21 protein-coding genes are annotated in these 19,235 nt (G+C 62.7%); 14 read left to right on the top strand and 7 right to left on the bottom strand.

The features are described 5' to 3' along the window. Positions 1-6: 6 nt before the first annotated feature. From ACR30Z_RS10695 to ACR30Z_RS10680, 4 genes are all read right to left on the bottom strand, one after another. The gene (locus ACR30Z_RS10695; protein ID WP_434372528.1) at positions 7-729 is read right to left on the bottom strand and encodes a GAF and ANTAR domain-containing protein; all 723 of its coding nucleotides are present in this window, start codon (positions 727-729) and stop codon (positions 7-9) included. A 124-nt stretch (positions 730-853) separates the two neighbouring features. Beyond that, positions 854-1,648, bottom strand: coding sequence for a GAF and ANTAR domain-containing protein (locus ACR30Z_RS10690; protein ID WP_434372527.1), 795 nt, complete (start codon positions 1,646-1,648; stop codon positions 854-856). Further along, positions 1,645-1,920: a hypothetical protein gene (locus tag ACR30Z_RS10685; protein WP_434372526.1), complete on the bottom strand. Its 276-nt coding sequence runs from the start codon at positions 1,918-1,920 to the stop codon at positions 1,645-1,647. Before ACR30Z_RS10685 ends, ACR30Z_RS10690 begins: the two co-directional genes overlap by 4 nt. Further along, the gene (locus ACR30Z_RS10680) at positions 1,917-2,642 is read right to left on the bottom strand and encodes a GAF and ANTAR domain-containing protein (RefSeq protein ID WP_434372525.1); all 726 of its coding nucleotides are present in this window, start codon (positions 2,640-2,642) and stop codon (positions 1,917-1,919) included. The genes ACR30Z_RS10685 and ACR30Z_RS10680 overlap by 4 nt, the downstream gene beginning before the upstream one ends. A gap of 180 nt (positions 2,643-2,822) precedes the next feature. On the opposite strand from ACR30Z_RS10680, the gene ACR30Z_RS10675 reads away from it, so the two are divergent. Genes ACR30Z_RS10675 through ACR30Z_RS10665 form a run of 3 tightly spaced genes read left to right on the top strand, consistent with a single transcriptional unit; the run spans position 2,823 to position 5,413 of the window. Continuing rightward, positions 2,823-3,230 (top strand): RidA family protein, encoded by a 408-nt coding sequence (locus ACR30Z_RS10675; protein ID WP_434372524.1) that lies wholly within the window; start codon positions 2,823-2,825, stop codon positions 3,228-3,230. Positions 3,231-3,287: 57 nt separating this feature from the next. After that, entirely contained in the window at positions 3,288-4,292 is a 1,005-nt protein-coding gene (locus ACR30Z_RS10670) for a LacI family DNA-binding transcriptional regulator (RefSeq protein WP_144652663.1), read from the top strand. Between the two features lie 17 nt (positions 4,293-4,309). Beyond that, positions 4,310-5,413, top strand: a complete 1,104-nt coding sequence (locus ACR30Z_RS10665) for a D-TA family PLP-dependent enzyme (RefSeq protein ID WP_434372523.1) — start codon at positions 4,310-4,312, stop codon at positions 5,411-5,413. Here the strand turns inward: ACR30Z_RS10665 and ACR30Z_RS10660 are convergent. Further along, positions 5,410-5,931, bottom strand: a complete 522-nt coding sequence (locus tag ACR30Z_RS10660) for a flavin reductase family protein (RefSeq protein ID WP_434372522.1) — start codon at positions 5,929-5,931, stop codon at positions 5,410-5,412. The two genes, ACR30Z_RS10665 and ACR30Z_RS10660, sit on opposite strands and share 4 nt — an antisense overlap. Before the next feature lie 198 nt (positions 5,932-6,129). On the opposite strand from ACR30Z_RS10660, the gene ACR30Z_RS10655 reads away from it, so the two are divergent. From ACR30Z_RS10655 to ACR30Z_RS10620, 8 genes are all read left to right on the top strand, one after another. Next, a complete protein-coding gene (locus tag ACR30Z_RS10655; protein ID WP_434372521.1) occupies positions 6,130-6,432 on the top strand; it encodes an urease subunit gamma in 303 nt (100 codons plus the stop codon). A 10-nt stretch (positions 6,433-6,442) separates the two neighbouring features. Next, positions 6,443-6,811, top strand: a complete 369-nt coding sequence (locus ACR30Z_RS10650; RefSeq protein WP_144652659.1) for an urease subunit beta — start codon at positions 6,443-6,445, stop codon at positions 6,809-6,811. Continuing rightward, a complete protein-coding gene (gene ureC, locus ACR30Z_RS10645) occupies positions 6,808-8,538 on the top strand; it encodes an urease subunit alpha (protein ID WP_434372520.1) in 1,731 nt (576 codons plus the stop codon). The genes ACR30Z_RS10650 and ureC overlap by 4 nt, the downstream gene beginning before the upstream one ends. A gap of 6 nt (positions 8,539-8,544) precedes the next feature. After that, positions 8,545-9,018, top strand: a complete 474-nt coding sequence (gene ureE, locus ACR30Z_RS10640) for an urease accessory protein UreE (RefSeq protein WP_434372519.1) — start codon at positions 8,545-8,547, stop codon at positions 9,016-9,018. A 138-nt stretch (positions 9,019-9,156) separates the two neighbouring features. Continuing rightward, positions 9,157-9,828 (top strand): urease accessory protein UreF, encoded by a 672-nt coding sequence (locus tag ACR30Z_RS10635; protein ID WP_434372518.1) that lies wholly within the window; start codon positions 9,157-9,159, stop codon positions 9,826-9,828. A gap of 15 nt (positions 9,829-9,843) precedes the next feature. Further along, on the top strand, positions 9,844-10,461 hold the full coding sequence (gene ureG / locus ACR30Z_RS10630; RefSeq protein ID WP_144652655.1) for an urease accessory protein UreG: 618 nt from the start codon (positions 9,844-9,846) through the stop codon (positions 10,459-10,461). Between the two features lie 136 nt (positions 10,462-10,597). Beyond that, complete coding sequence (locus ACR30Z_RS10625; protein WP_434372517.1) at positions 10,598-11,518, top strand: urease accessory protein UreD; 921 nt, start codon at positions 10,598-10,600, stop codon at positions 11,516-11,518. Next, positions 11,518-12,564: a HoxN/HupN/NixA family nickel/cobalt transporter gene (locus ACR30Z_RS10620; protein ID WP_434372516.1), complete on the top strand. Its 1,047-nt coding sequence runs from the start codon at positions 11,518-11,520 to the stop codon at positions 12,562-12,564. Before ACR30Z_RS10625 ends, ACR30Z_RS10620 begins: the two co-directional genes overlap by 1 nt. Here the strand turns inward: ACR30Z_RS10620 and ACR30Z_RS10615 are convergent. Beyond that, on the bottom strand, positions 12,561-13,538 hold the full coding sequence (locus tag ACR30Z_RS10615) for a serine hydrolase domain-containing protein (RefSeq protein WP_434372515.1): 978 nt from the start codon (positions 13,536-13,538) through the stop codon (positions 12,561-12,563). The two genes, ACR30Z_RS10620 and ACR30Z_RS10615, sit on opposite strands and share 4 nt — an antisense overlap. A gap of 153 nt (positions 13,539-13,691) precedes the next feature. Here ACR30Z_RS10615 and ACR30Z_RS10610 point away from each other — a divergent pair, with 153 nt between their 5' ends. From ACR30Z_RS10610 to ACR30Z_RS10600, 3 genes are all read left to right on the top strand, one after another. Beyond that, positions 13,692-14,201, top strand: a complete 510-nt coding sequence (locus tag ACR30Z_RS10610; protein WP_434372514.1) for an RNA polymerase sigma factor — start codon at positions 13,692-13,694, stop codon at positions 14,199-14,201. A gap of 5 nt (positions 14,202-14,206) precedes the next feature. After that, positions 14,207-15,244 carry a hypothetical protein gene (locus ACR30Z_RS10605; protein WP_144652650.1) on the top strand — a complete coding sequence of 346 codons (1,038 nt, stop codon included), beginning with the start codon at positions 14,207-14,209 and terminating at the stop codon, positions 15,242-15,244. A 134-nt stretch (positions 15,245-15,378) separates the two neighbouring features. After that, a complete protein-coding gene (locus ACR30Z_RS10600) occupies positions 15,379-15,942 on the top strand; it encodes a GNAT family N-acetyltransferase (RefSeq protein WP_434372512.1) in 564 nt (187 codons plus the stop codon). A gap of 237 nt (positions 15,943-16,179) precedes the next feature. Here ACR30Z_RS10600 and ACR30Z_RS10595 read toward each other — a convergent pair whose 3' ends face one another. Further along, entirely contained in the window at positions 16,180-18,987 is a 2,808-nt protein-coding gene (locus ACR30Z_RS10595; RefSeq protein ID WP_434372510.1) for an alpha-amylase family glycosyl hydrolase, read from the bottom strand. Positions 18,988-19,235 lie beyond the last annotated feature (248 nt).

Here is a 19,235-nt window from a genome sequence, read left to right as displayed (position 1 = left end):
TGAGCCTTAGTTCTGGTCTGCCGGGATCCCGGCTACTATCTCGGCGCTGACTGCTTGCAGTGAACTGCGGTGGTCGCGGGTGTGCTTCAGCAGGCGCTGGAGGGCAACTTCATGGGGGATCTGGTGGCGTTCCATGAGAATGCCGCATGCCCGGTTGACCAAGTCCCGGCTATGCAGGGCTGATTGGAGACCCTCGCTGATGCGCTTGGGAGTCTCGGCGCTTTGGATGTGGGAGAGAAGGGTGGCTGCGGGCGTTGCGAAAAGCTCCAACAGGTTTGCGGTGGCGGCATCGTAGGCTGACGATTCCGGTGAGTAGACCTTGATGGCGCCGATGCTTTGTCCACCTGCCATCAGCGGCGTGCTGATCACCGACGTGATGGGAAGGTCACTGACGGCTGCGGTCCACTCCGGCCACCGGAAGTCGGCGCTGAGATCATGGACCAATACCGTCTCTTCTGAAGCCCACGCGGTAAGGCACGGCCCCTCGCCCAATTGGTACTGGAGGAAATCAGCCTGCTCCACCACCGTGTCCGTGAAGCCCCGGCTGGTTCGTCGGCCCTGGGAGTCAAGGATGGATACCCCCGCGCCGATGGTCCCGGGAACGGACTCCCTGATGGCCTGCGAAAGGCTTTGGACTGCGTGGTCTACCTTTTCCTCGGTCAGGAGGAGGCCCAGAATCCTGCCGATGGCGGTGGAGAGTTCATCCAGAGGAAGTTGCTTCTTCGTCATGGGTTCTCTCCGGCCGTTGGTGTCGGCTGGCCGACATAGGAATACAAGCGGATGCTTGGCGTCCGCCCTACTGTCCCAGCCTAGTGGTTTTTCGTGGAGTACGTCCGCGTAAACGGGCAGGTTCTCAGTCCTCGAAAGCTGTTCGAAACTCTTGGTCGCCGGAGACTCCGGCGATGACAGCTGCGGCCACGGCCCGCAATTTGACGTTGCGGTGATTGGAAGCTTTGACGAGGACCTGAAAAGCTGTATCGCGGCTGCAGCGGTTCTGCGCCATGATGATTCCGACGGCGGTATTGATCGTTGCGCGGGACTCCAGGGCGGCGGTGAGGTGCTGGCGCGCGTCCTGCAACTGGGCTATTTTCAGGGCCAGATGCAGCGCTTTGGAGCCGGTAGCTGTGAGGCGTTCGGCCACAGCGATGTTCTCTTGGAAAAATCCGTTGGGTCGCGTGGGGTAGAGGTTCACCACGGCGTCTCCCGTGCCTCCCAACCTCATGGGGAGGGCAAGGATGGAGCCTACTCTTGTGGCCGCGGCCGCCTGCATATACCGCGGCCAGCGTCGCTCGTTAACCACGTCCGTGACGTGTACGACGAGGCTGGTGCGGAGGGCCGTCAGGCAAGGGCCGTCGCCGAAGCTGTTTTGCACTTTGTCCAAGGTCCTGGCGAAGGCATCGCTGTCCGCAACTGCTACTGGCTGCTTCTGCCGGATCACAGTGACACCGCAGGCAATGGTGTTTCCCTCGGTGGTCAACTTCGCGGCAGTCATGTCCGCGAGGTCCTGGAGGAACTCGCGGATGTCCGCATTCTCCACGAGGAGATCCTGGAGGTGCACTACGAAGTCCGTCAGGTCCACTCCCTCGTAATACTGACGCAGCCCGTTGGGAGGGCTTCCGACGTGCTGCGATGGATGGGTGTCTGTCATGTACTGCCCCTTCTGCCGCTGGCCGGACCTCCGCGACCCTCGTCGTCCAGCTCTTCGAGTGCGGTGTCCACGAGTGCCATTTGGGTCTGATCGAGCGTTGTCAGCCCATTGAGATACCCGTCGAGGTCAAATTCGTCAGCCGTTCCTCCGATGCCGTAATAGTAGGCCCACAAGCCACTGAGGCTCAGGCCTGCGTTCTTGAATCGGTCGGCCGCAAACTTGTGTGGTTGTTCCGGCTCCGGATCCGCCGGATCGAGGGGAGCGCCAGTCATGAGTTCCCGCTTTCCGGCTCAGCATCCCCTGTCCGGGTCAGCATGTCCCTGGCGATTTCGTGGAGCCCTTGATCGCTGTTCCTCGCGGCCAGATGCAGGAGTTTCATGGCGGACTCCCTGCTGGAGCGGTTTTGCATCATGATGAGGGAAATTGCCGCATCCACCACAGCTCGTGAATCCAGCACAGACCGCAACTCCGCAGGGTAAGGGTCTGCCGAATGCATCCGAAGGGCCAGCCGCAGGATCCTGGACAGGGAGTCGGCGTGCCTCTGCACAGCTTCCAACGTGTCTGGATCGAAGGCCTCCGCTGCGGTGGAATAGCAGTTCAGGGCCGCGCGGGACCCGTGGTCCGTGCCGATGGGAACGGCGAGCATACTGCGGACATGCGCCCCGGATATCGCCTCGGCGTAGCCCGCCCATCGATCATCGGAGTGCAGATCCGGAATCTGGACGAGCTGACCTGTCCGTAACGCTGTGAGGCAAGGGCCGTCGTCGAATTCGTATTGCTTCTCGTCCAAAACGCGCGCGGAAACTGTGCTGCTGGCAACCGTGGCGGGACCGTCGTCACGTTCAACGGTGATGGCACACAGCATGGGTGTGTCGCCACCCAGGAGGGACGCAGAAATAGTGGTGAGTCCAAGGAGGAATTCGGAGAAGCCAGGGCTTTCCAGGAGCAGGTCCTGCAACTCTTCGGCTGTGGGTACTGCGTTGTTCTGGGCCATGCGGCCTCAATTCCAGCAACGCCGGAGTCCACACATCCCCGGCTGGCGGCTGTGCGCTCGCGGTCGCGCAAAGCCCGGATATTCAACCCCGGACATAGACGACACCCGAAATCTCCTACTTCAAACACTACGCTGGTGCCCTGCGACAAGATACAGACGGACCATAGCCGAAGGACTCCCATGCCGAGTGCAGTCACCCTCATCCGCTCCCATCAACTCAGTTCCGTCGCGCAGTATGCGTACGCGGCCACAGCCCCCAGCGATGCCCGGCTGATCTTTCTGGCCGGTTCCTGCCCCTTGAACGAGGACGGAACCACAGCGGGTATCGGCGATTACAAGGCGCAGGCGGAGAAAGCCATCAGCAACATGCGATTGGCTTTGGATGCCGCAGGAGCGGATTTGGGGGACGTCATTTCCACGCGTGTGTTGGTGGCGTCAGCCGACCAGGCCGATCTGGTCACTGCCTGGGAGGTTGTCCGGGAGGCGTTCGCGGATCACGATGTGCCCAGCACCCTCATGGGCGTCACAGTCCTCGGCTACGACCACCAGTTAGTGGAGATCGAGGCCGTGGCGGCCGTAACGGACTAGCCCACACGCAGGCCTCATCTGCAACGATGTATCCACCAGTACAAAAGGAGCATCTGCATGGCCGTCACCATGAACGACGTCGCGCGCGCGGCCGGAGTCTCGTTGAAGACGGTGTCGAACGTCATCAACAATTACGAGTTCATCCGGCCAACCACCAAGCAACGCGTCCTGAACGCCATCGATGAGCTCGGATACGAGACCAACCTGACGGCCCGCAGCCTCCGGTCCGGCAAGACAAGCATGCTGGGTCTGGTCCTGGCGGACCTCTCCATCCCGTACTACGCCGAGCTGGCCTCGGACATCATGAAGGCGGCATGGGACCGCGGCTACCGGGTGTTGGTGGAGCAGTCCGGCAACGAGGCAGACCACGAGAAAGCTGCCCTCCAAGGACAATTCCGCAGCCTCACCGACGGCCTCCTGTTCATCCCGCTCGCCCTCGATGCCGAGCAGATCATTGAGGCCGCCGGCAACAAACCCCTGGTCCTCCTCGGCGAATTCGTAGAGGACCCGCGGCTAGACATGGTCCTCATCCAAAACCACAGTGCCGCCGCTGCCGTCACCACGCACCTGCTGGCGGGAGGCCGCCGTCGTATAGCTGTCCTTGGTGCGAACGACGGCGACACGACCGGCAGTAATGGCCTGCGGCTGAGCGGATACCAGGCTGCGCTCGCTGCCGCCGGTGTTGAGTACGACCCGGCGCTGGTAGTCGGATGCGATTGGCGGCGCGACGGCGGAGCTGACGCCACGGCCCGGCTGCTGGACAGCGGGGTGGCTTTTGACGCGGTGTTCGGGCTCAACGATGCCCTTGCCCTGGGTGCGCTTCACGAGCTTCTGGTCCGTGGAAAGAAAGTTCCCGACGACGTTGCCGTTGCAGGGTTCGACGACATTGATGAGGCCCGTTTCGCGTCGCCGTCGTTGACCACGGTGGCGCCGGGTCGTACGGAAATTGCGGAGCGCGCCGTCGAACTTCTCATCAACCGGATCGAAGCGAAGGGCAGTATCAGCGACGTGCAGCAGCCGGAGGCGGCGTTCTCGCTGCGTGTCCGCCAGTCTGCGCCGTAGGGCGTTAGTGTCTAAGGGTGAACCACGTGATCCCTGCCGAAGTCATTACCCCTGCCGTCCTGATCGACGTTGACATCCTTGACCGGAACATCGACCGGATGGCGTCGAACATGCTGAACCGTGGGCTTCAGCTCCGTCCGCACGTGAAGACTCATAAAACGCTGGAGATCGCGCGCAAGCAGCTCGCAGCCGGAGCTGTAGGGATCACCGTAGCCACCATCGGCGAGGCTGAGGTCTTCGCAGCGGACGGTGTGAATGACATCTTCATCGCCTACCCATTGTGGGTTGAAGCCCCGCACGCGGAACGCCTTCGGGCGCTGGCGGCCAAGTGCCGCCTCGCGGTCGGCGTGGATTCGGCAGAAAGCGCGACGGCGATGGGTCGCCGGCTCGGCGCGGATGCGGGAAGCGTTGAGGTGCTGATTGAAGTGGACAGCGGGCATCACCGCAGCGGAGTGCTTCCCGAGGAAGTGGTGGACGTTGCCCGCGCGGCATCCTCGGCTGGGTTGAACGTGGCAGGGGTCTTCACCTTCCCGGGGCATAGTTACAAGCCCGGCATGCCCACCGGTGCGGCCAGCAATGAAAACGAGGCCCTTGGGCGGGCAGCTGCCGCTTTGACGTCCGCGGGCTTCGAGGTGCGGACCATCAGCGGGGGTTCCACACCCACTGCCCTGATCTCCGGGGAGACCATGGCCTCGGAACTGCGCCCCGGTGTCTACGTCTTCTGTGACGCACAACAGCTGGAACTCGAACGGTGCACATGGGACGACGTTGCGTTGACCGTGGCCGCCACTGTGGTCAGCCGTCACGAGGCAGCTGGTGGAAACGTGCGTCGGGTGGTGGTTGATGCCGGCAGCAAGATCCTGGGCAGCGACCGTCCGGATTGGGCCACGGGATTCGCCAGGCTTCCCGAGTACCCGGAGGCCCGCGTTACGGCGTTGTCCGAACACCACGCCACGGTTGTTTGGCCGGACTCGTCTGAGCTTCCAGCGCTGGGCACGCGGCTCAGGGTGATCCCGAACCACGTCTGCCTGGCCATGAACCTGGTGGACGAAGTCACTGTTGTGCGTGATGGGTCCGTGGTGGACACGTGGTCCGTGGCCGCCCGGGGACGCAACAACTAAGCCACTGCGGATACGCTCTGGAAAAGCGTATGGAACTCCCGGTTGTGGTAAACCAGCGGAGCTGAATTGGACGGATTCGACCGGATATCCAGGACCTCCGCTGCCAACAGTACCGAGCCACCCAGTGGTGCCCGATGGACGATCTCGCAGCGGAGCGCCCACTGGGCCTCCCTGAGGAGGGGCTCTCCGGTGGGCAGCAGCTCCCAGTCCATGCTGTGGGTGAAGCGCGGGGCGGCGGGGTCCGCGAAAGTCCGCGCCAGGTCCAGCTGATCGGCGCCCACCAGGTGCACCACGATTGTCTGCGCAGAGGCAATGAAGGAAGCTGAGCGGCCGCCGGTCACTGAAAATGCGAGCGTCGCTGGATCCACCGCCACTGATGCCACCGACGATGCCGTGAGCCCCACCGCTCCCTCTGGTCCGGAAGCCGTAACGATGGCGACTCCCGCCGGATGGGCACGGAAGGCGGCCCTGAACAGTTCGCCGACGGGCGCGGATGGCACGGATGGGGAAGAGGTCATTAATGCACCTTCGTGGGGTTGTCTGGATGGCGCCGCTTTGCCGGCGCACACCTGACTGATGCTAGGACCTCAACTTAAGTTGAGGTCAATTCGGGTGATTCCGACCCCCACCTGTGACGCCGTGGAAACGTAGCTGAAACTTGCGCTCCCTACTCTGGACACAACTGACACCGCCGTGCCCGGACACTAGGAGAATCGATGCATCTTTTGCCCCGTGAGCAGGAGAAACTCATGATCGTGGTGGCCGCAGATCTTGCGCGGCGGCGCCAAGGGAGGGGACTCAAACTGAACTACCCGGAAGCGGTGGCGATCATCAGTTACGAGCTCGTCGAAGGCGCCCGTGACGGCAAAACCGTGGCCGAGCTCATGAGCTACGGAACCACCCTGCTGCGCCGCGAAGACGTGATGGAAGGCGTCCCGGAGATGATCCACGACGTCCAGATCGAAGCCACCTTCCCTGACGGCACCAAGCTCGTCACCGTCCACGATCCCATCCGATAGGAGCCCCCCCATGATCCCCGGTGAATACAGGCTCCAGCCCGGAACAATTGCCTGCAACAGCGGCCGTGAGGCGATCGCCGTCGAGGTTGTGAACCACGGCGACCGGCCCGTGCAGATCGGTTCGCACTACCATTTTGCCGAAGCGAACCGCGCCCTGGAATTCGACCGCGAAGCGGCTTATGGCCGCCGCTTGGACATCCCCGCCGGCACGGCCGCAAGGTTCGAACCAGGCGACAGGAAGACCGTCCAGCTGATCCAGCTCGCGGGGTCGCGCGAAGTGTTCGGCCTGAGCAACGCAGTCAACGGAAAGCTCGACGGCGGCACTGGCGTTGCCGGGGAATCCCGCCCGGGCGTCGCAGCGGAAAGGGACCACCAGTGAGCTTCGAGATTCCCCGCAGGCAATACGCCGAGCTGTACGGCCCGACAACCGGAGACGCCATCCGCTTGGCCGACACCGAGCTGTTCCTCGAAATCGAGAAGGACTACACAGTTCACGGCGAAGAAGTGGTCTTCGGCGGCGGCAAGGTGATCCGCGACGGCATGGGCCAGAACGGCCAGCTGACCCGCGTGGAGAACATTCCGGACACCGTGATCACCAACGTGGTGGTCCTGGACTACACCGGCATCTACAAAGCCGACGTCGCGCTCAAAGACGGGCATATTTTCAAGATCGGCAAGGCCGGGAACCCGCAGATCACTGACGGCGTGGACATCGTGATCGGCGCCAGCACAGAGATCATCGCCGGCGAACGGAAGATCCTCACGGCCGGCGGCATCGACACCCACATCCACTTCATTTCCCCGGAGCAGGTTCCCGCGGCCCTGTGCAACGGCATCACCACCATGGTTGGCGGTGGCACGGGTCCGGCCGAAGGAACCAAAGCCACCACCATTACGCCCGGCGCCTGGCACATCTCCCGGATGCTGCAGGCCGCCGAAGGCCTCCCAGTCAATATCGGCCTGTTCGGCAAGGGCCACGCCTCCGCCGTCGAGCCCCTCGCGGAGCAGATCCGCGCAGGTGCCGTGGGCCTCAAAGTCCACGAAGACTGGGGCTCCACCACGTCCTCCATCGACATGTCCCTGCGCGTCGCCGACGAATACGACATCCAGGTGGCCATCCACACCGACACCCTCAACGAGTGCGGCTTCGTCGAAGACACCATCCGGGCCATCGACGGCCGGGTCATCCACACCTTCCACACCGAAGGCGCAGGCGGCGGCCACGCCCCGGACATCATCAAAATCGCCGGGCTGCCCAACGTCCTTCCCGCCTCCACCAACCCCACGCTGCCGTACACGCGCAACACCATCGAAGAGCACTTGGACATGCTCATGGTCTGCCACCACCTCAACCCGGACATTCCCGAAGACGTGGCCTTCGCCGACTCCCGGATCCGGGCCGAAACCATCGCCGCCGAAGACGTCCTGCACGACCTCGGCATCTTCGCCATCACGTCGTCGGACTCCCAGGCCATGGGCCGGGTAGGCGAAGTAGTGACGCGCACCTGGCAGGTAGCCGACGCCATGAAACGGCAGCGGGGAGTTCTGACGGATCCAACCGGAACAGCCCACGGATCCGCCGAATCGGACAACTTCCGCCTCAAACGCTACGTCGCCAAGTACACCATCAACCCGGCCATCGCGCAGGGAATGGCAGACGTGATCGGTTCCGTCGAAGAAGGCAAATTCGCGGACCTCGTCCTCTGGGACCCCGCGTTCTTCGGCGTGAAACCCGAACTCGTCATCAAAGGCGGCCAGATCGCCTACGCGCTGATGGGAGACTCCAATGCCTCCATCCCCACGCCCCAACCCCGTACCATGCGGCCCATGTTCGCCACCTACGGGAAGGCGCTCCAGCAAACGTCCATCACCTTCCTGTCCCAGGCAGCCATCGACGCCGGAGTGCCCGCCGACCTCGGCCTCGAACGCATCATCAAGCCCGTGTCCGGCATCCGCAACCTCACCAAAGCGGACCTGAAATACAACGGCGAAACTCCGGACATCGCCGTCGACCCCGAAACCTACAAAGTGACGGTCGACGGCGTCGAAGTCACCTCCCAGCCATCCGACGTGCTGCCCATGGCGCAGCGCTACTTCCTCTTCTAGGACCCCATGATTATCGAAGAAATCCTTGGCAACCTGCACGAACAACCCGACGCCTACGCCAGCCGCCACAAAGAGACAGTAGTGCTCCCCAGCGCCCTGCTGGTCAAACGCATCCAACGCGTCACCACCGACCACGGCAAGGAACTCGGCATCCGCCTGCCCAGCGGCACCGGCGACCTCCGCGACGGCGACATCCTCGCCGAAGACGACCACAACGTCATTGTCATCTCCGTGCTGCCCACGGACGTCCTGGTGATAGCGCCCAGGAGCATCCACGAAATGGGGGTAGTGGCGCATTCGCTCGGCAACCGGCATCTGCAGGCACAGTTCTTTGATGCCGCGTCCGAATATGAGGCCGAAGTCATGGTGTGCCAGTACGACCACACCGTAGAGGACTATCTGAAGAGCGTCGGCGTCCCCTACGACAGGCAAGAGCGGGTCATGCCGGTGCCGTTCCGCCATGCTGAGCACTCGCACTAGGCGCATACCGGTGCTGGCTTTCAGGGTTGGCAAGCCTCCGGCGGGTGATAGGGGCCGTGCCCGCTTCGCGATGCCCTCCACACCGCGGCCCCTATCACCCGCCTCCGCTTGTCGAGCCCAGTTCCAGCGCGGTGTGCTTTGAGTGCGACGTATCAGCTGGCTCTTCAACAGTTGACTGACTCGGCCTTGCCTACGGGGGCGTTTGCTCATTCTTTGGGGTTTGAGAGCTATATACATCGTGGGCTGGTCACTGATGAGGGGTCGTTTAGGGGGTGGCTTGCTGCTTTTGTGGCGCAGCAGTTGGTCTATTCAGATGGGTTGGCTCTGCGCTTCCTTTATGAGGGGGTGGATGTGGGCTTGTTGGATTCTGTTCTTACCGGGCAGCTGTTGGCTCGGGAGGTTCGGGAGGCTTCTTTGAAGATGGGTGGGCGGTTGCTTGAGATTGGCGGGGAGGTTTTTCCGTCGGGGGAGTTGGAGGTCTATCGGGGACTTGTTCGTGAGGGTGGCGCCATGGGGCATCAGCCCCTGGCTTTTGGGGTTATTGCACGGTCGCTGAAGGTCCCTTTCGACGAGGCGCTTTCCGCCTACATGTTTGCCACGGTTACTTCGCTGACGCAGAACGCCGTGCGCGCCATCCCGCTGGGGCAGAACGCCGGGCAACGGGTACTTCGCCACGCACACGATGCCGTTGCTGCCGCCGTCCTGGATGTAGCACAGCTGTGCTGGGACGACTTCGGGGCCGTGAGCCCCGGACTGGAAATTTCACAAATGCGGCACGAACGGCAACGTGCCCGCATGTTCATGAGCTAACCATCAGGAGGACACATGTCTGAACCCATCAAAATCGGCATCGGCGGACCCGTCGGAGCAGGCAAAACCCAGCTCGTGGAGCGCATCACCCGCCACATGAGCCGCGACATCTCCATGGCCGCCATCACCAACGACATCTACACCATCGAAGACGCCAAAATCCTGGCCGCCAACGGCATCCTGCCCGAGGACCGAATCATCGGCGTCGAAACCGGCGGCTGCCCCCACACCGCCATCCGCGAAGACACCTCCATGAACACAGCGGCCATCGAAGAACTCAAAACCCGGCACGCCGACCTGCAAGTCATCTTCGTCGAATCCGGCGGCGACAACCTCTCCGCCACGTTCAGCCCCGAACTCGTCGACTTCTCCATCTACATCATCGACGTCGCCCAAGGCGAAAAGATCCCCCGCAAAGCCGGCCAAGGCATGATCAAGTCCGACCTCTTCATCATCAACAAAACGGACCTGGCACCCCACGTCGGAGCGGACCTCTCCGTCATGGAGCGGGACTCCAAGGAATTCCGCGGCAACAAACCGTTCTGCTTCACCAACCTCAAGACGGACGACGGCCTGGAGGAAGTCCTGAACTGGATCCGCCGCGACGTCCTGATGCTCGACTTGGCCCAATGAACCGATGCGAGTTGGCGGTTAAGTCACCTTCATCCGCGTTCGCGGATCGCCCCACCCGCATTGCCGCGACAAAAGGCCAGTTCCTTATCCCCGGCTCCGCCGCCTCGGTGGTTACGACACCATGCGAGATGCGCGTATGAACACGACGACGCAGGTCGATTTCGGCTCAGACGTTGTGGGGAACCTGGGGCCCGGCTCCACGTTGGCCTTGGGCGAAGGGCCTGTGCGGGGGCGGTTGGAGTTGGGCGTTAGTGTGCGGGGTGGGCGGTCCGTTGCTTCGCGGCAGTTTCATGAGGGCGCTTTGAGGGTACTCAGGCCGCATTACTTGGATGGGTCCGGGCAGGTTTGCTACGTCATGGTCAATCCTGGCGGGGCGTACCTTGGGGCGGATTTGTTCCTCATTGATGTGGAGGTTGAAAACAATGCCGCGTTGTTGTTGACCACGCAGTCGGCTACCAAGGTGTACCGGACTCCGGGGTCGTTCGCCGAGCAGCGGATGAACATCCAGCTGGGGGAGGGCTCGCGGTTGGAGTTGGTGCCCGATCAGTTGATTGCGTACCGGGAGGCCAGCTACCGGCAGAATTCGCGCATCCGTCTCCACCCGTCGTCGAGCCTCGTCATGGCTGAGGTGGTCACTCCGGGGTGGTCGCCGGACGGCGCATCCTTCAAGTACGAAGAAGTGAGATTGCGTAATGAGATCTGGATCGAGGACGGAAGCGGAGCGAAGCTGTTGGCGCTCGACAACCTCCTGATTCTCCCACCCGTCAACGATGTGACCGGTATGGGGTTCATGGAGGGCTTCAGCCATCTGGGGTCGTTGGTGGTGGTGGATCCGCGGGTGAACCAGGCACTGGCTGACGAGCTGGCCCACGTAGCCCGGGACTTTGACGCGTATACAGGGGTTTCTTTGACGATGACTATTGCCGGGACCTGTGGGCTTGTGCTGCGATCGTTGTCGAACAGCACTGAGGAACTCAACACATTGCTGGGTGCCTGCACCGGCGTTCTCCGGGAACGTTGGTATGGGCAGGCGCCCTTGAACCTGAGGAAGTACTGATGACTGCTCTGACCGAGTTCGCCAGCATGTATCGGGAGCGGGAGACGTTATCCCTGCGGACCCGGCTGCTGTTCACTTTTGGTGCCGTGGCCGCTTTGCACGTTGCCGCCGTCGTGCTTCTGCTGGCCGGTTCCGCAGGGGCGGCTCAACCGCTGGCGCTCGGGTTGGTGATCACGGCCTATGTGGCCGGTATCAAGCACAGCTACGACTGGGACCACATCGCCGCGATCGACAACTCCACGCGCAAGTTCGTGGCGCAGCACAAGGATCCAGTGAGCGTGGGCTTTGCGTTCAGCCTTGGCCACAGCTCCGTGGTGATCCTGGCCGGCTTGCTGGTGGTGGCAGGCGCGACGCTGATCGGGCAGTTCATGGAGGATGGCACCACCGGGAACAAGGTACTGGGGCTGATCGGCAGCGGAGTGTCCGGGTTGTTCCTGCTGACCATGGGACTGTTCAACGGCTCAGCGTTCGTTCGTGCCACGCAGGCGTACCGGAACGTCCAGGCCGGCGGCGAAGTCCGACCCGAAGACCTTGAGGCGAAAGGTTTCGTGGCCCGGCTGCTCGCCAAACCCCTGTCCAAGGTCGAGCGACCGCGGAACATCTACGTCATCGGCTTCCTTTTCGGTCTTGGGTTCGATACCGCCACCACCATCGGGCTGCTGGTCATCACCACGACGGCGTCACTCGCCGGAGTCTCGCCGCTCGCCCTGATGGCGCTCCCGCTCGCGTTCACCGCCGCCATGACCCTGTGCGATTCCGCCAACGGCGTGGCCATGATGAAGATGTACAAGTCGGCCATCCACAACCCGCAGCGCAAGCTCGGCTTCAACGCCGTGATCACTGGAATCTCGGCCGTCTCGGCGCTGTTCATCTCCGTGATCACCCTCGGTGGCTTCATCAACGCCGCCTTCGAGCTTGAGGACCCTCTGACAACGTGGCTCGGAGAGATCGACCTTGGGGACGCAGGGCTGATCCTGGTGGGACTCTTCGTGCTCGTGTGGACCGTATCAGCCTGGCGTGGCCGGGGCGTCAGGGCTGGGTCCTAGGAAACGGCCACGGCGTTGAACAGCTCGGTGGTGTCCACGCCGAGATCCGGGGTGTCCAGCACATTGGTCAGGAACACCACGCAGCGGTCCTGCTCCGGGAACATCCACCATTCTGTTCCCGCCCACCCGGGATGGCCGTAGATTCCCTGTGCCAGCAGCTCGGACTGGTTGGCGGGCAACTGGAACCCCAGGCCGGTATGGCGGAGGGGCTTGGGCCGGGTGGTGATGTGGGAAACCTCAGTGGTCCGCGGGCGACGCATGGCGGCCAGCGTGGCGGGTCGAACGGCCTTTCCGGTCTCTCCCAGAAGCTCCGAACCCAGGTTGAGTAGGTCCGTGGCAGTACCGAACAGCCCGGCACCCGGGTGCTTTTTCCGGTACATGCCGTTGACGTTCAGGCCGGCCGCTTCGGTGCCGTGGATGGTGTGCGGGTTGCATTCGGTGCTGAATGTCAGGCCGCTGGCGCTGGTATCGCTGGCCAGGGACAGGAGTTGCTCCTCGAACGGGCGCCCGTCAGCCCACTCGGCCATCGCTGCAGCACCTTCGAAGGCGATGTTGCAATACTGGACAAGGGAACCCGCATAGAAGGCCTGTTCGGCGGAGGTGAGGTCCTCGCGGAGGGGCGTGCCGCCGTCGAGCGCCGGGTCTGCGATCCCGGAGCGGTGACTCAGCAAGTGCTCCAGCGTCACCGTGTCCGTGCGGCCTGCGCCGAAGCCCGGCAGGGCGTCACTCAACGCATTGCCCAGCGACAACTTCCCCAATTCCACCTGCCGCATGACGGTCATGGCACTGATCGGTTTGGAGACGGAGAACAGCGCAAAGTGGTGGTCGGCTGTGGCTTGCCTGCCGCCGTCGGTCCCGAACGCCACAACGTCCTCGATGCCTTGGCTCGAGGCAATGCCGAGCACTGCCACGGGCACCCGACCCAGGTCTACCTGCTTACGGGCCCAGTCTGCTGCGGGTCCTGTTTCCACCATTGCTGTGCCACGCTTTCGCTCGGGGTTTTGGTGATCTGAATCTATCGTGATGGCCCTGCGAAGAAACTTACCGCCACGTGTAACTGCCGGGGCCGAGCCGGAAACTATACAAGTATCCTGCAGTTCAGGGCTCTACTTTTCAGGGGGACAATCGTGCTTTCAGAGCGCGAATTGGCGTTTATCGCCATTCACAAAGACAGCTATCCATCCGTCTTCAGGTTTGTGCGCCGACGCGTGGAATCAGCGGAGATGGCTGAAGAGATCGCTGCCGACGTTTTCCGGGTCATGTGGCAAAAATGGTCGGATGATGCCCGCCCCGATCTCGCCTACCTGCTGACCGTTGCGCGCAACTTGGTGGGTAATGCCTACCGTAGCCGCGGCCGGCAGCAGGCTCTGCAGGAAAAACTGCGCACGACGGCGGTGCAGCGTTTCGGGGACGATTCCGAGAACGTCGCGGTACAGGATGCGATGGATCGCCTGCGGGCGCAGGACCGTGACATTCTACAGCTGGCTTACTGGGATGGCCTGGGCACGACCGACATCGCCAGGGTGCTTCAGTGCAGTGAGTCCGCCGCCAAGGTCCGTCTCCACCGGGCACGGACAGCCTTCCGGAAACAGATGCCTGCCGGGGCCGAACCGACCACACAGAAGATGGGGGTCTGAAGACAATGGATCCGATCAAGAACCAGATTTCAGCGATTGACCCGCTGGCGAACGAGCCAAACGAGGTCAACTCAGAAGAAGCTTTGGCGCGCATGCTCACCGGCCCACGCGTCTTCAGTGACAACAATCCACCAGCCGGCGTGGTGTCCCTTGAAGACCGCAGGCGCCGGAAGGCCCGGATCGCAGGCGGCCTGCTGCTAGGTGCCGCGGCTGTCACCGCGGGCGTCCTTGTAGCGGCCAACTTTGGCCCACTCACGGCTGCTCCCGCGCCGGCAGTCACAGTGAACTCCACGGAAGCGACGCCGACTCCGACCGCTACAGTCACGCAGGCGCCGTCACCCACCGCCACGCCGTCTGCCACACCGGAGGCGGCTGTCCCTGTCACCACTCCGCCCGTGGTTCCCACGGTTCCGGTGGTTGCACCGACAACGGCTCCCACCCAGGCGCCGGCCGCGGACCCCCAAAAGTTCACCTTCCCCGACGGGCACCTTTCCTTCACTCTTCCCGTTGGCTGGAGCGTCAAGACGGAGCAGGGGCCATATGCGACCGAGGCGGACAAGGCTGGGTCCATTATCGCCAAGGTCCTGGACGGCGCAGGCACTGAGGTCGCCGTGATATTCAACGGCAACTATGGCGACGGCACTGCGGGTTTGGTGGACCGGACCATCCTTGATCGGGCAGTGGTTCCCGGTGTTCGGGATAATTCGGGTGAGCTGGTGGAGTTCGGTTTCTCTTCGAACCAGTTGCAGTACATCCCCTACGAAGGGCCCCCCTACGAGGGAATGCCCTCACCCCGATCGGGACCTGCCGAAGGTCCTCCGACGTACATTATGGATGTGCGGCGCTCCTCGGAGCTCAAGGCCGGAGTCAGCTCCTCCGGGACCAACCAGGTCCGGGTTCCCAACGGCATCATGAGCGCCTACGTGCAGTTCGATTCCACCAAGAACCCCGCCTTCGCCACCCCTGCAGCGGCCAAGGACTGGATGGGCAGCACGCAGTACGCCCAACTGAAGTCCATGCTGCTTAGCCTGAATTACAAGTAGCCCATCCGGGGGCCAGCAAACGTCGCTCTGGCAGCCCCGAGCGACGTTTGCTGTCCCCTGAGGGGACCTTGACTGGTGCTGCCGTCATCTCAGGTACTTTGGCAGAAGGCCTTTATTCGCTAGGAGTATTTCTCATGACCGATATGGTTCGCCAGGCAACCGGCGCAGACCTCAGGGTTGCTGCCCGAGTACTTGGCCTTGCCTTTGAGACTTACCCTTGGACGAGATGGTCGATTCCTGACGTTGATTATGAACAGAGACTCGAACGGCTGCAGTACCTCTACCTGGGACATGCGCTTACCCATGGGTTGGTCCTGGTGGATGAACAACTGCGCTCCGTCGCTGCATTCCTTCGTCCTGATGCGCCCGAACCTGGTCCCGATATGCAGATCGAAGTTCTGGAACTGCTGGGTTCTCGAGCCACCGCGTTGATTGATCTGAGCTTGCCCCAGCCAAAGGGGCCGGCGTGGACCTTGGCCACCGTGGGCGTAGACCCGGCACATCAAGGCAAAGGGCTGGGCACGGCCGTGGCCTCGGAGGGTCTCACGCGAATAGACCGAGAGGCAGGTGCCGTGGTGCTTGAAACCTCGGACGAGCGTAACGTGCGCCTTTACAGACGCCTTGGTTTCCTTGTCACGGACACCACTGTGATTCCGGGTGGGCCCACTGTCCATTCAATGAGCCGGGCACCCCGATAACAGCTGCAGGGTCCCCCCCCATCAACCACTGCGCCATCACCGCCATCGGGGCCTGACAAGCGAACAGCAAAGGACAGGACGTGTTTGGGTGGCCGCGCAGCCGTCATCGGCCGGGCCAATGACGGCTGCGCTCACAACGTCCAAGGTATTTCCGTGCTCCAGGTACAGCTGGCAGCCCGGCAGCTGGCAGCCCGGCAGCTGGCAGCCCGGAGCGACGTTTGCTGGGGCCAGCTTGGGTTAGCGGACGGTGACCAGATGGCCGGCGGGGTCGTACCGGAAGGTGACCGGGCCGCCGTCGTGCTTCAAGGCGATGTTGCTGCCGTTCGGGGCGCCGCCGAGACCGTAGTTCTCAGCCCAGGAGCCGTTGATGGCGGCTTTGAACTCGTAACTGCCGGCGGCCAGGTTGGGCACTGACAGCTTCCAGATCCCATCCGCCGGGTCCAGCTGCAGCTGCGCCTGGGCGCAGTCCGGCATCCAGTCGCCCGAGCAGCCAAGCTCCGAATTCAGGCTGCCGGGTACCGAGACGGCCGCTGGCTGCGGGCCCGCGGTGACCGCGCTGATCACGTTGGTGGCGTGGTCGTACAGGAAGGTGGCGGCGCCGCCAGGGTGCGTGAGCACCACGTTGGGGCCATTCAACTCGCCACCCGCGCCATAGTTTTCGTCCCACGTGCCGTTGAGTGCGGCCTTGAATTCGTACGTGCCCGCGGGCAGGTTGGGGACATTCAGCTGCCAGAGTCGGTGCGTCGGCTCATAGCTCATGAGCCCCTGCTCGCAGGACGGCTGCCAGTCTTCGGCGCAACCGAGTTCGGTGTTGAGGCTGCCGGCCACAGTGACTGTCTCAGGCTGCGTCGGTTCTCCCACCACACCGCTGCGCGGCTCACTGGCGGACGTCTGCCCGCGGTTGTCCAGCACCACAGCGCGGTACTCCACGGACGTGCCGGACTCCAGCGACGAGACGTCGTGGAACACCTGGTACGGCGCGTTGTCGTCCGTGCCGATCGACGCCCAGTCGCCACCTGCAGTACGCGCTTGGAAGGTGACCTCATAGAACGAGTTACCGTCGACGTCGGCCGTCACCTTCTGGCGGGTGGCGTCCCCAGCCGCCGTGACCGGCTTCTTGAGTACGACGGCGGGCGCGGCCTTCGATGTGGCGAGTCGCCCCGCTGCTTCATAAACCACTGCGGAAAGCGGCGGGACGGTGACAGCCAGCTTCGCGTCCTGCCCGGACTTGGCGTTCTTGGCGGCCTCACCGTAGACCAGCTTGAACGGCTGTTTCGCTTCATACGTTGGGATCACCGCGGTCTGTGCGGTCTCGCTGTTGTTCACAGCCACGATGTACTCACGCTGTTCCTTGGCGTCGATGCGTGAGAAGGCATAGATCCCGGCCCCATCAGCGGCGTAGCGGTCTTGCTGGGCACCGGTGCGGAGCGTGGGGTGGTCTGCTGCGAGTGCCGCGAGCTCGCTGATCTTCTTGTACAGCGGGTGCTCGGTGTTGAAGTTGTCCGTGGCGTGAGTGGCGTTGGTTCCCAAAAGGTCGTCATCCAAATACTCCTGGACCTTGCTGGCGAACATGGTCTGCCTCGAGTCCTGGTCCCCGCCGGCGCCGGTGAAACCCTGCTCATCGCCGTAATAGATCACCGGGTTGCCGCGCGAGAAGTACATCAGCTCATGGGCCAGTTCGTCGCGCTCCACCAGTTCCGCGTCGGATGCTCCCGGGTTGTCCTGGGCGATAAAGGTGCCGATGCGGCCCATGTCATGGTTACCCAGGAATGTGGGCAGTTGGTAGACGTTGGAATCGGCATCCGTGTACCAATCGTCTCCGTCGAAGAAGTCCGCCAAGCCGCTGGCCTTGCTGCCTTGGGACGCGAAGCTGCGGGCTGCACCTTGGAAGCCGAAGTCCAACACGGCCTGCATCTTGTTTTTGGTGGTGAACTTGGATGTGACGGTCTTGGAGGTATCGAAGACTTCGCCGAACATGAAGAACTCGTCCTTGCCCTGCTCCTTGGCGTAGCTGAGCACCTGGGGGCCGAACTGCTGCCAGAACTCGTCGTTGACATGCTTCATGGTGTCGATCCGGAAACCGTCGATACCGAAGTCACGGATCCATGTTTTGTAGACGTCCATCATCCCGTTGACCACCTTGGGGTTCTCGGTGAACAGGTCATCCAGTCCGAAGAAGTCGCCGTACAGGGAATCTTCGCCGGCAAAGTTGGTGTTGCCGCGGTTGTGATAGAGCGTGGGGTCGTTCAGCCAGGAAGGAATCTTGATGTCCTTCTCAGCCGCGGGGACTACGGGCGTATAGGGGAACGACGTGGCCGCGTCCAAGGCAGGGAAGTCCTGCGTCCCGGCGTAATCGCGGTCATCGAAGACCTCGCCCGCGGCGGTGCGGTAGGGCTCGGTTTCCTTGGAAATGTACGGAGCCGAGGACGTCTCCTGGTACTGGATGACGTCCGCGGTGTGATTGGTGATGATGTCGAAGTACACCTTCATGCCGCGGGCGTGGGCGGCATCGATGAGCGTCTTGAGCTCGGCGTTGGTGCCCAGGTGGGGATCGATCTGGGTGAAGTCGGTAACCCAATACCCGTGATACCCGGCGGAGCTGTTCCCCAGTGTTCCGTCACCTTGTACGGCCTTGTTCTTGAAGCTGGGAGTGAGCCAGAGGGCGTTGGTGCCCATGCCCTGGATGTAGTCCAGCTGGTCTTGCAGGCCCTTCAGGTCGCCGCCGTTGAAGAACCCTTTGCGGGTGGGATCGAAGCCGGACACCATCGGATCAGGACCCAGCCCGCCGTCGTCGTTGCTTGTGGTGCCGTTGCTGAAGCGGTCCGCCATAACGAAGTAGAAGTTCTGATCGCTGACGCCGCCTCGGACCGAGTGCTGGGCAGCGGGGTCGGGCGCGGGCTTTTTGGTGGAGGCAGCGGCGCTCGCGGGGAGGACCGCGGCGGCGGTGAGTGCCGCCGTCGTAAGTACGACGGCGACTACGCGCCCAAGGGGGTGGCGCTGGTAGGGGAGGTGGCTGGCGTGGGATCTATAGCTGCGAGATAACAAGTGATGGAACCTTCCGCTAAGCGACAGTGCTGTGGGACAAGTCACAACTGTAAGCGCTTCCGTTCGCTTAATCTACGAATTATTGGGATTACGTGATGTGAAGAATCGGGTAAGTTCTTCAGAGTTGGAAGCGCTTGCAGTTCTTCTAGCTGAAATCGCGCCTGTTTTTCACTGTGCCCCTGCATGGCTTCACTCGAAAACGTTATGCATTTGCCCATAACCAAGCCCACGTGACTTGCATAGGGTTG

Origin of the sequence: Paenarthrobacter sp. FR1 (genome assembly GCF_051106045.1) — a bacterium.
In the GTDB taxonomy this organism is placed as follows: domain Bacteria; phylum Actinomycetota; class Actinomycetes; order Actinomycetales; family Micrococcaceae; genus Arthrobacter; species Arthrobacter nitroguajacolicus_A.
This window is presented reverse-complemented; position numbering and strand designations above follow the sequence as displayed.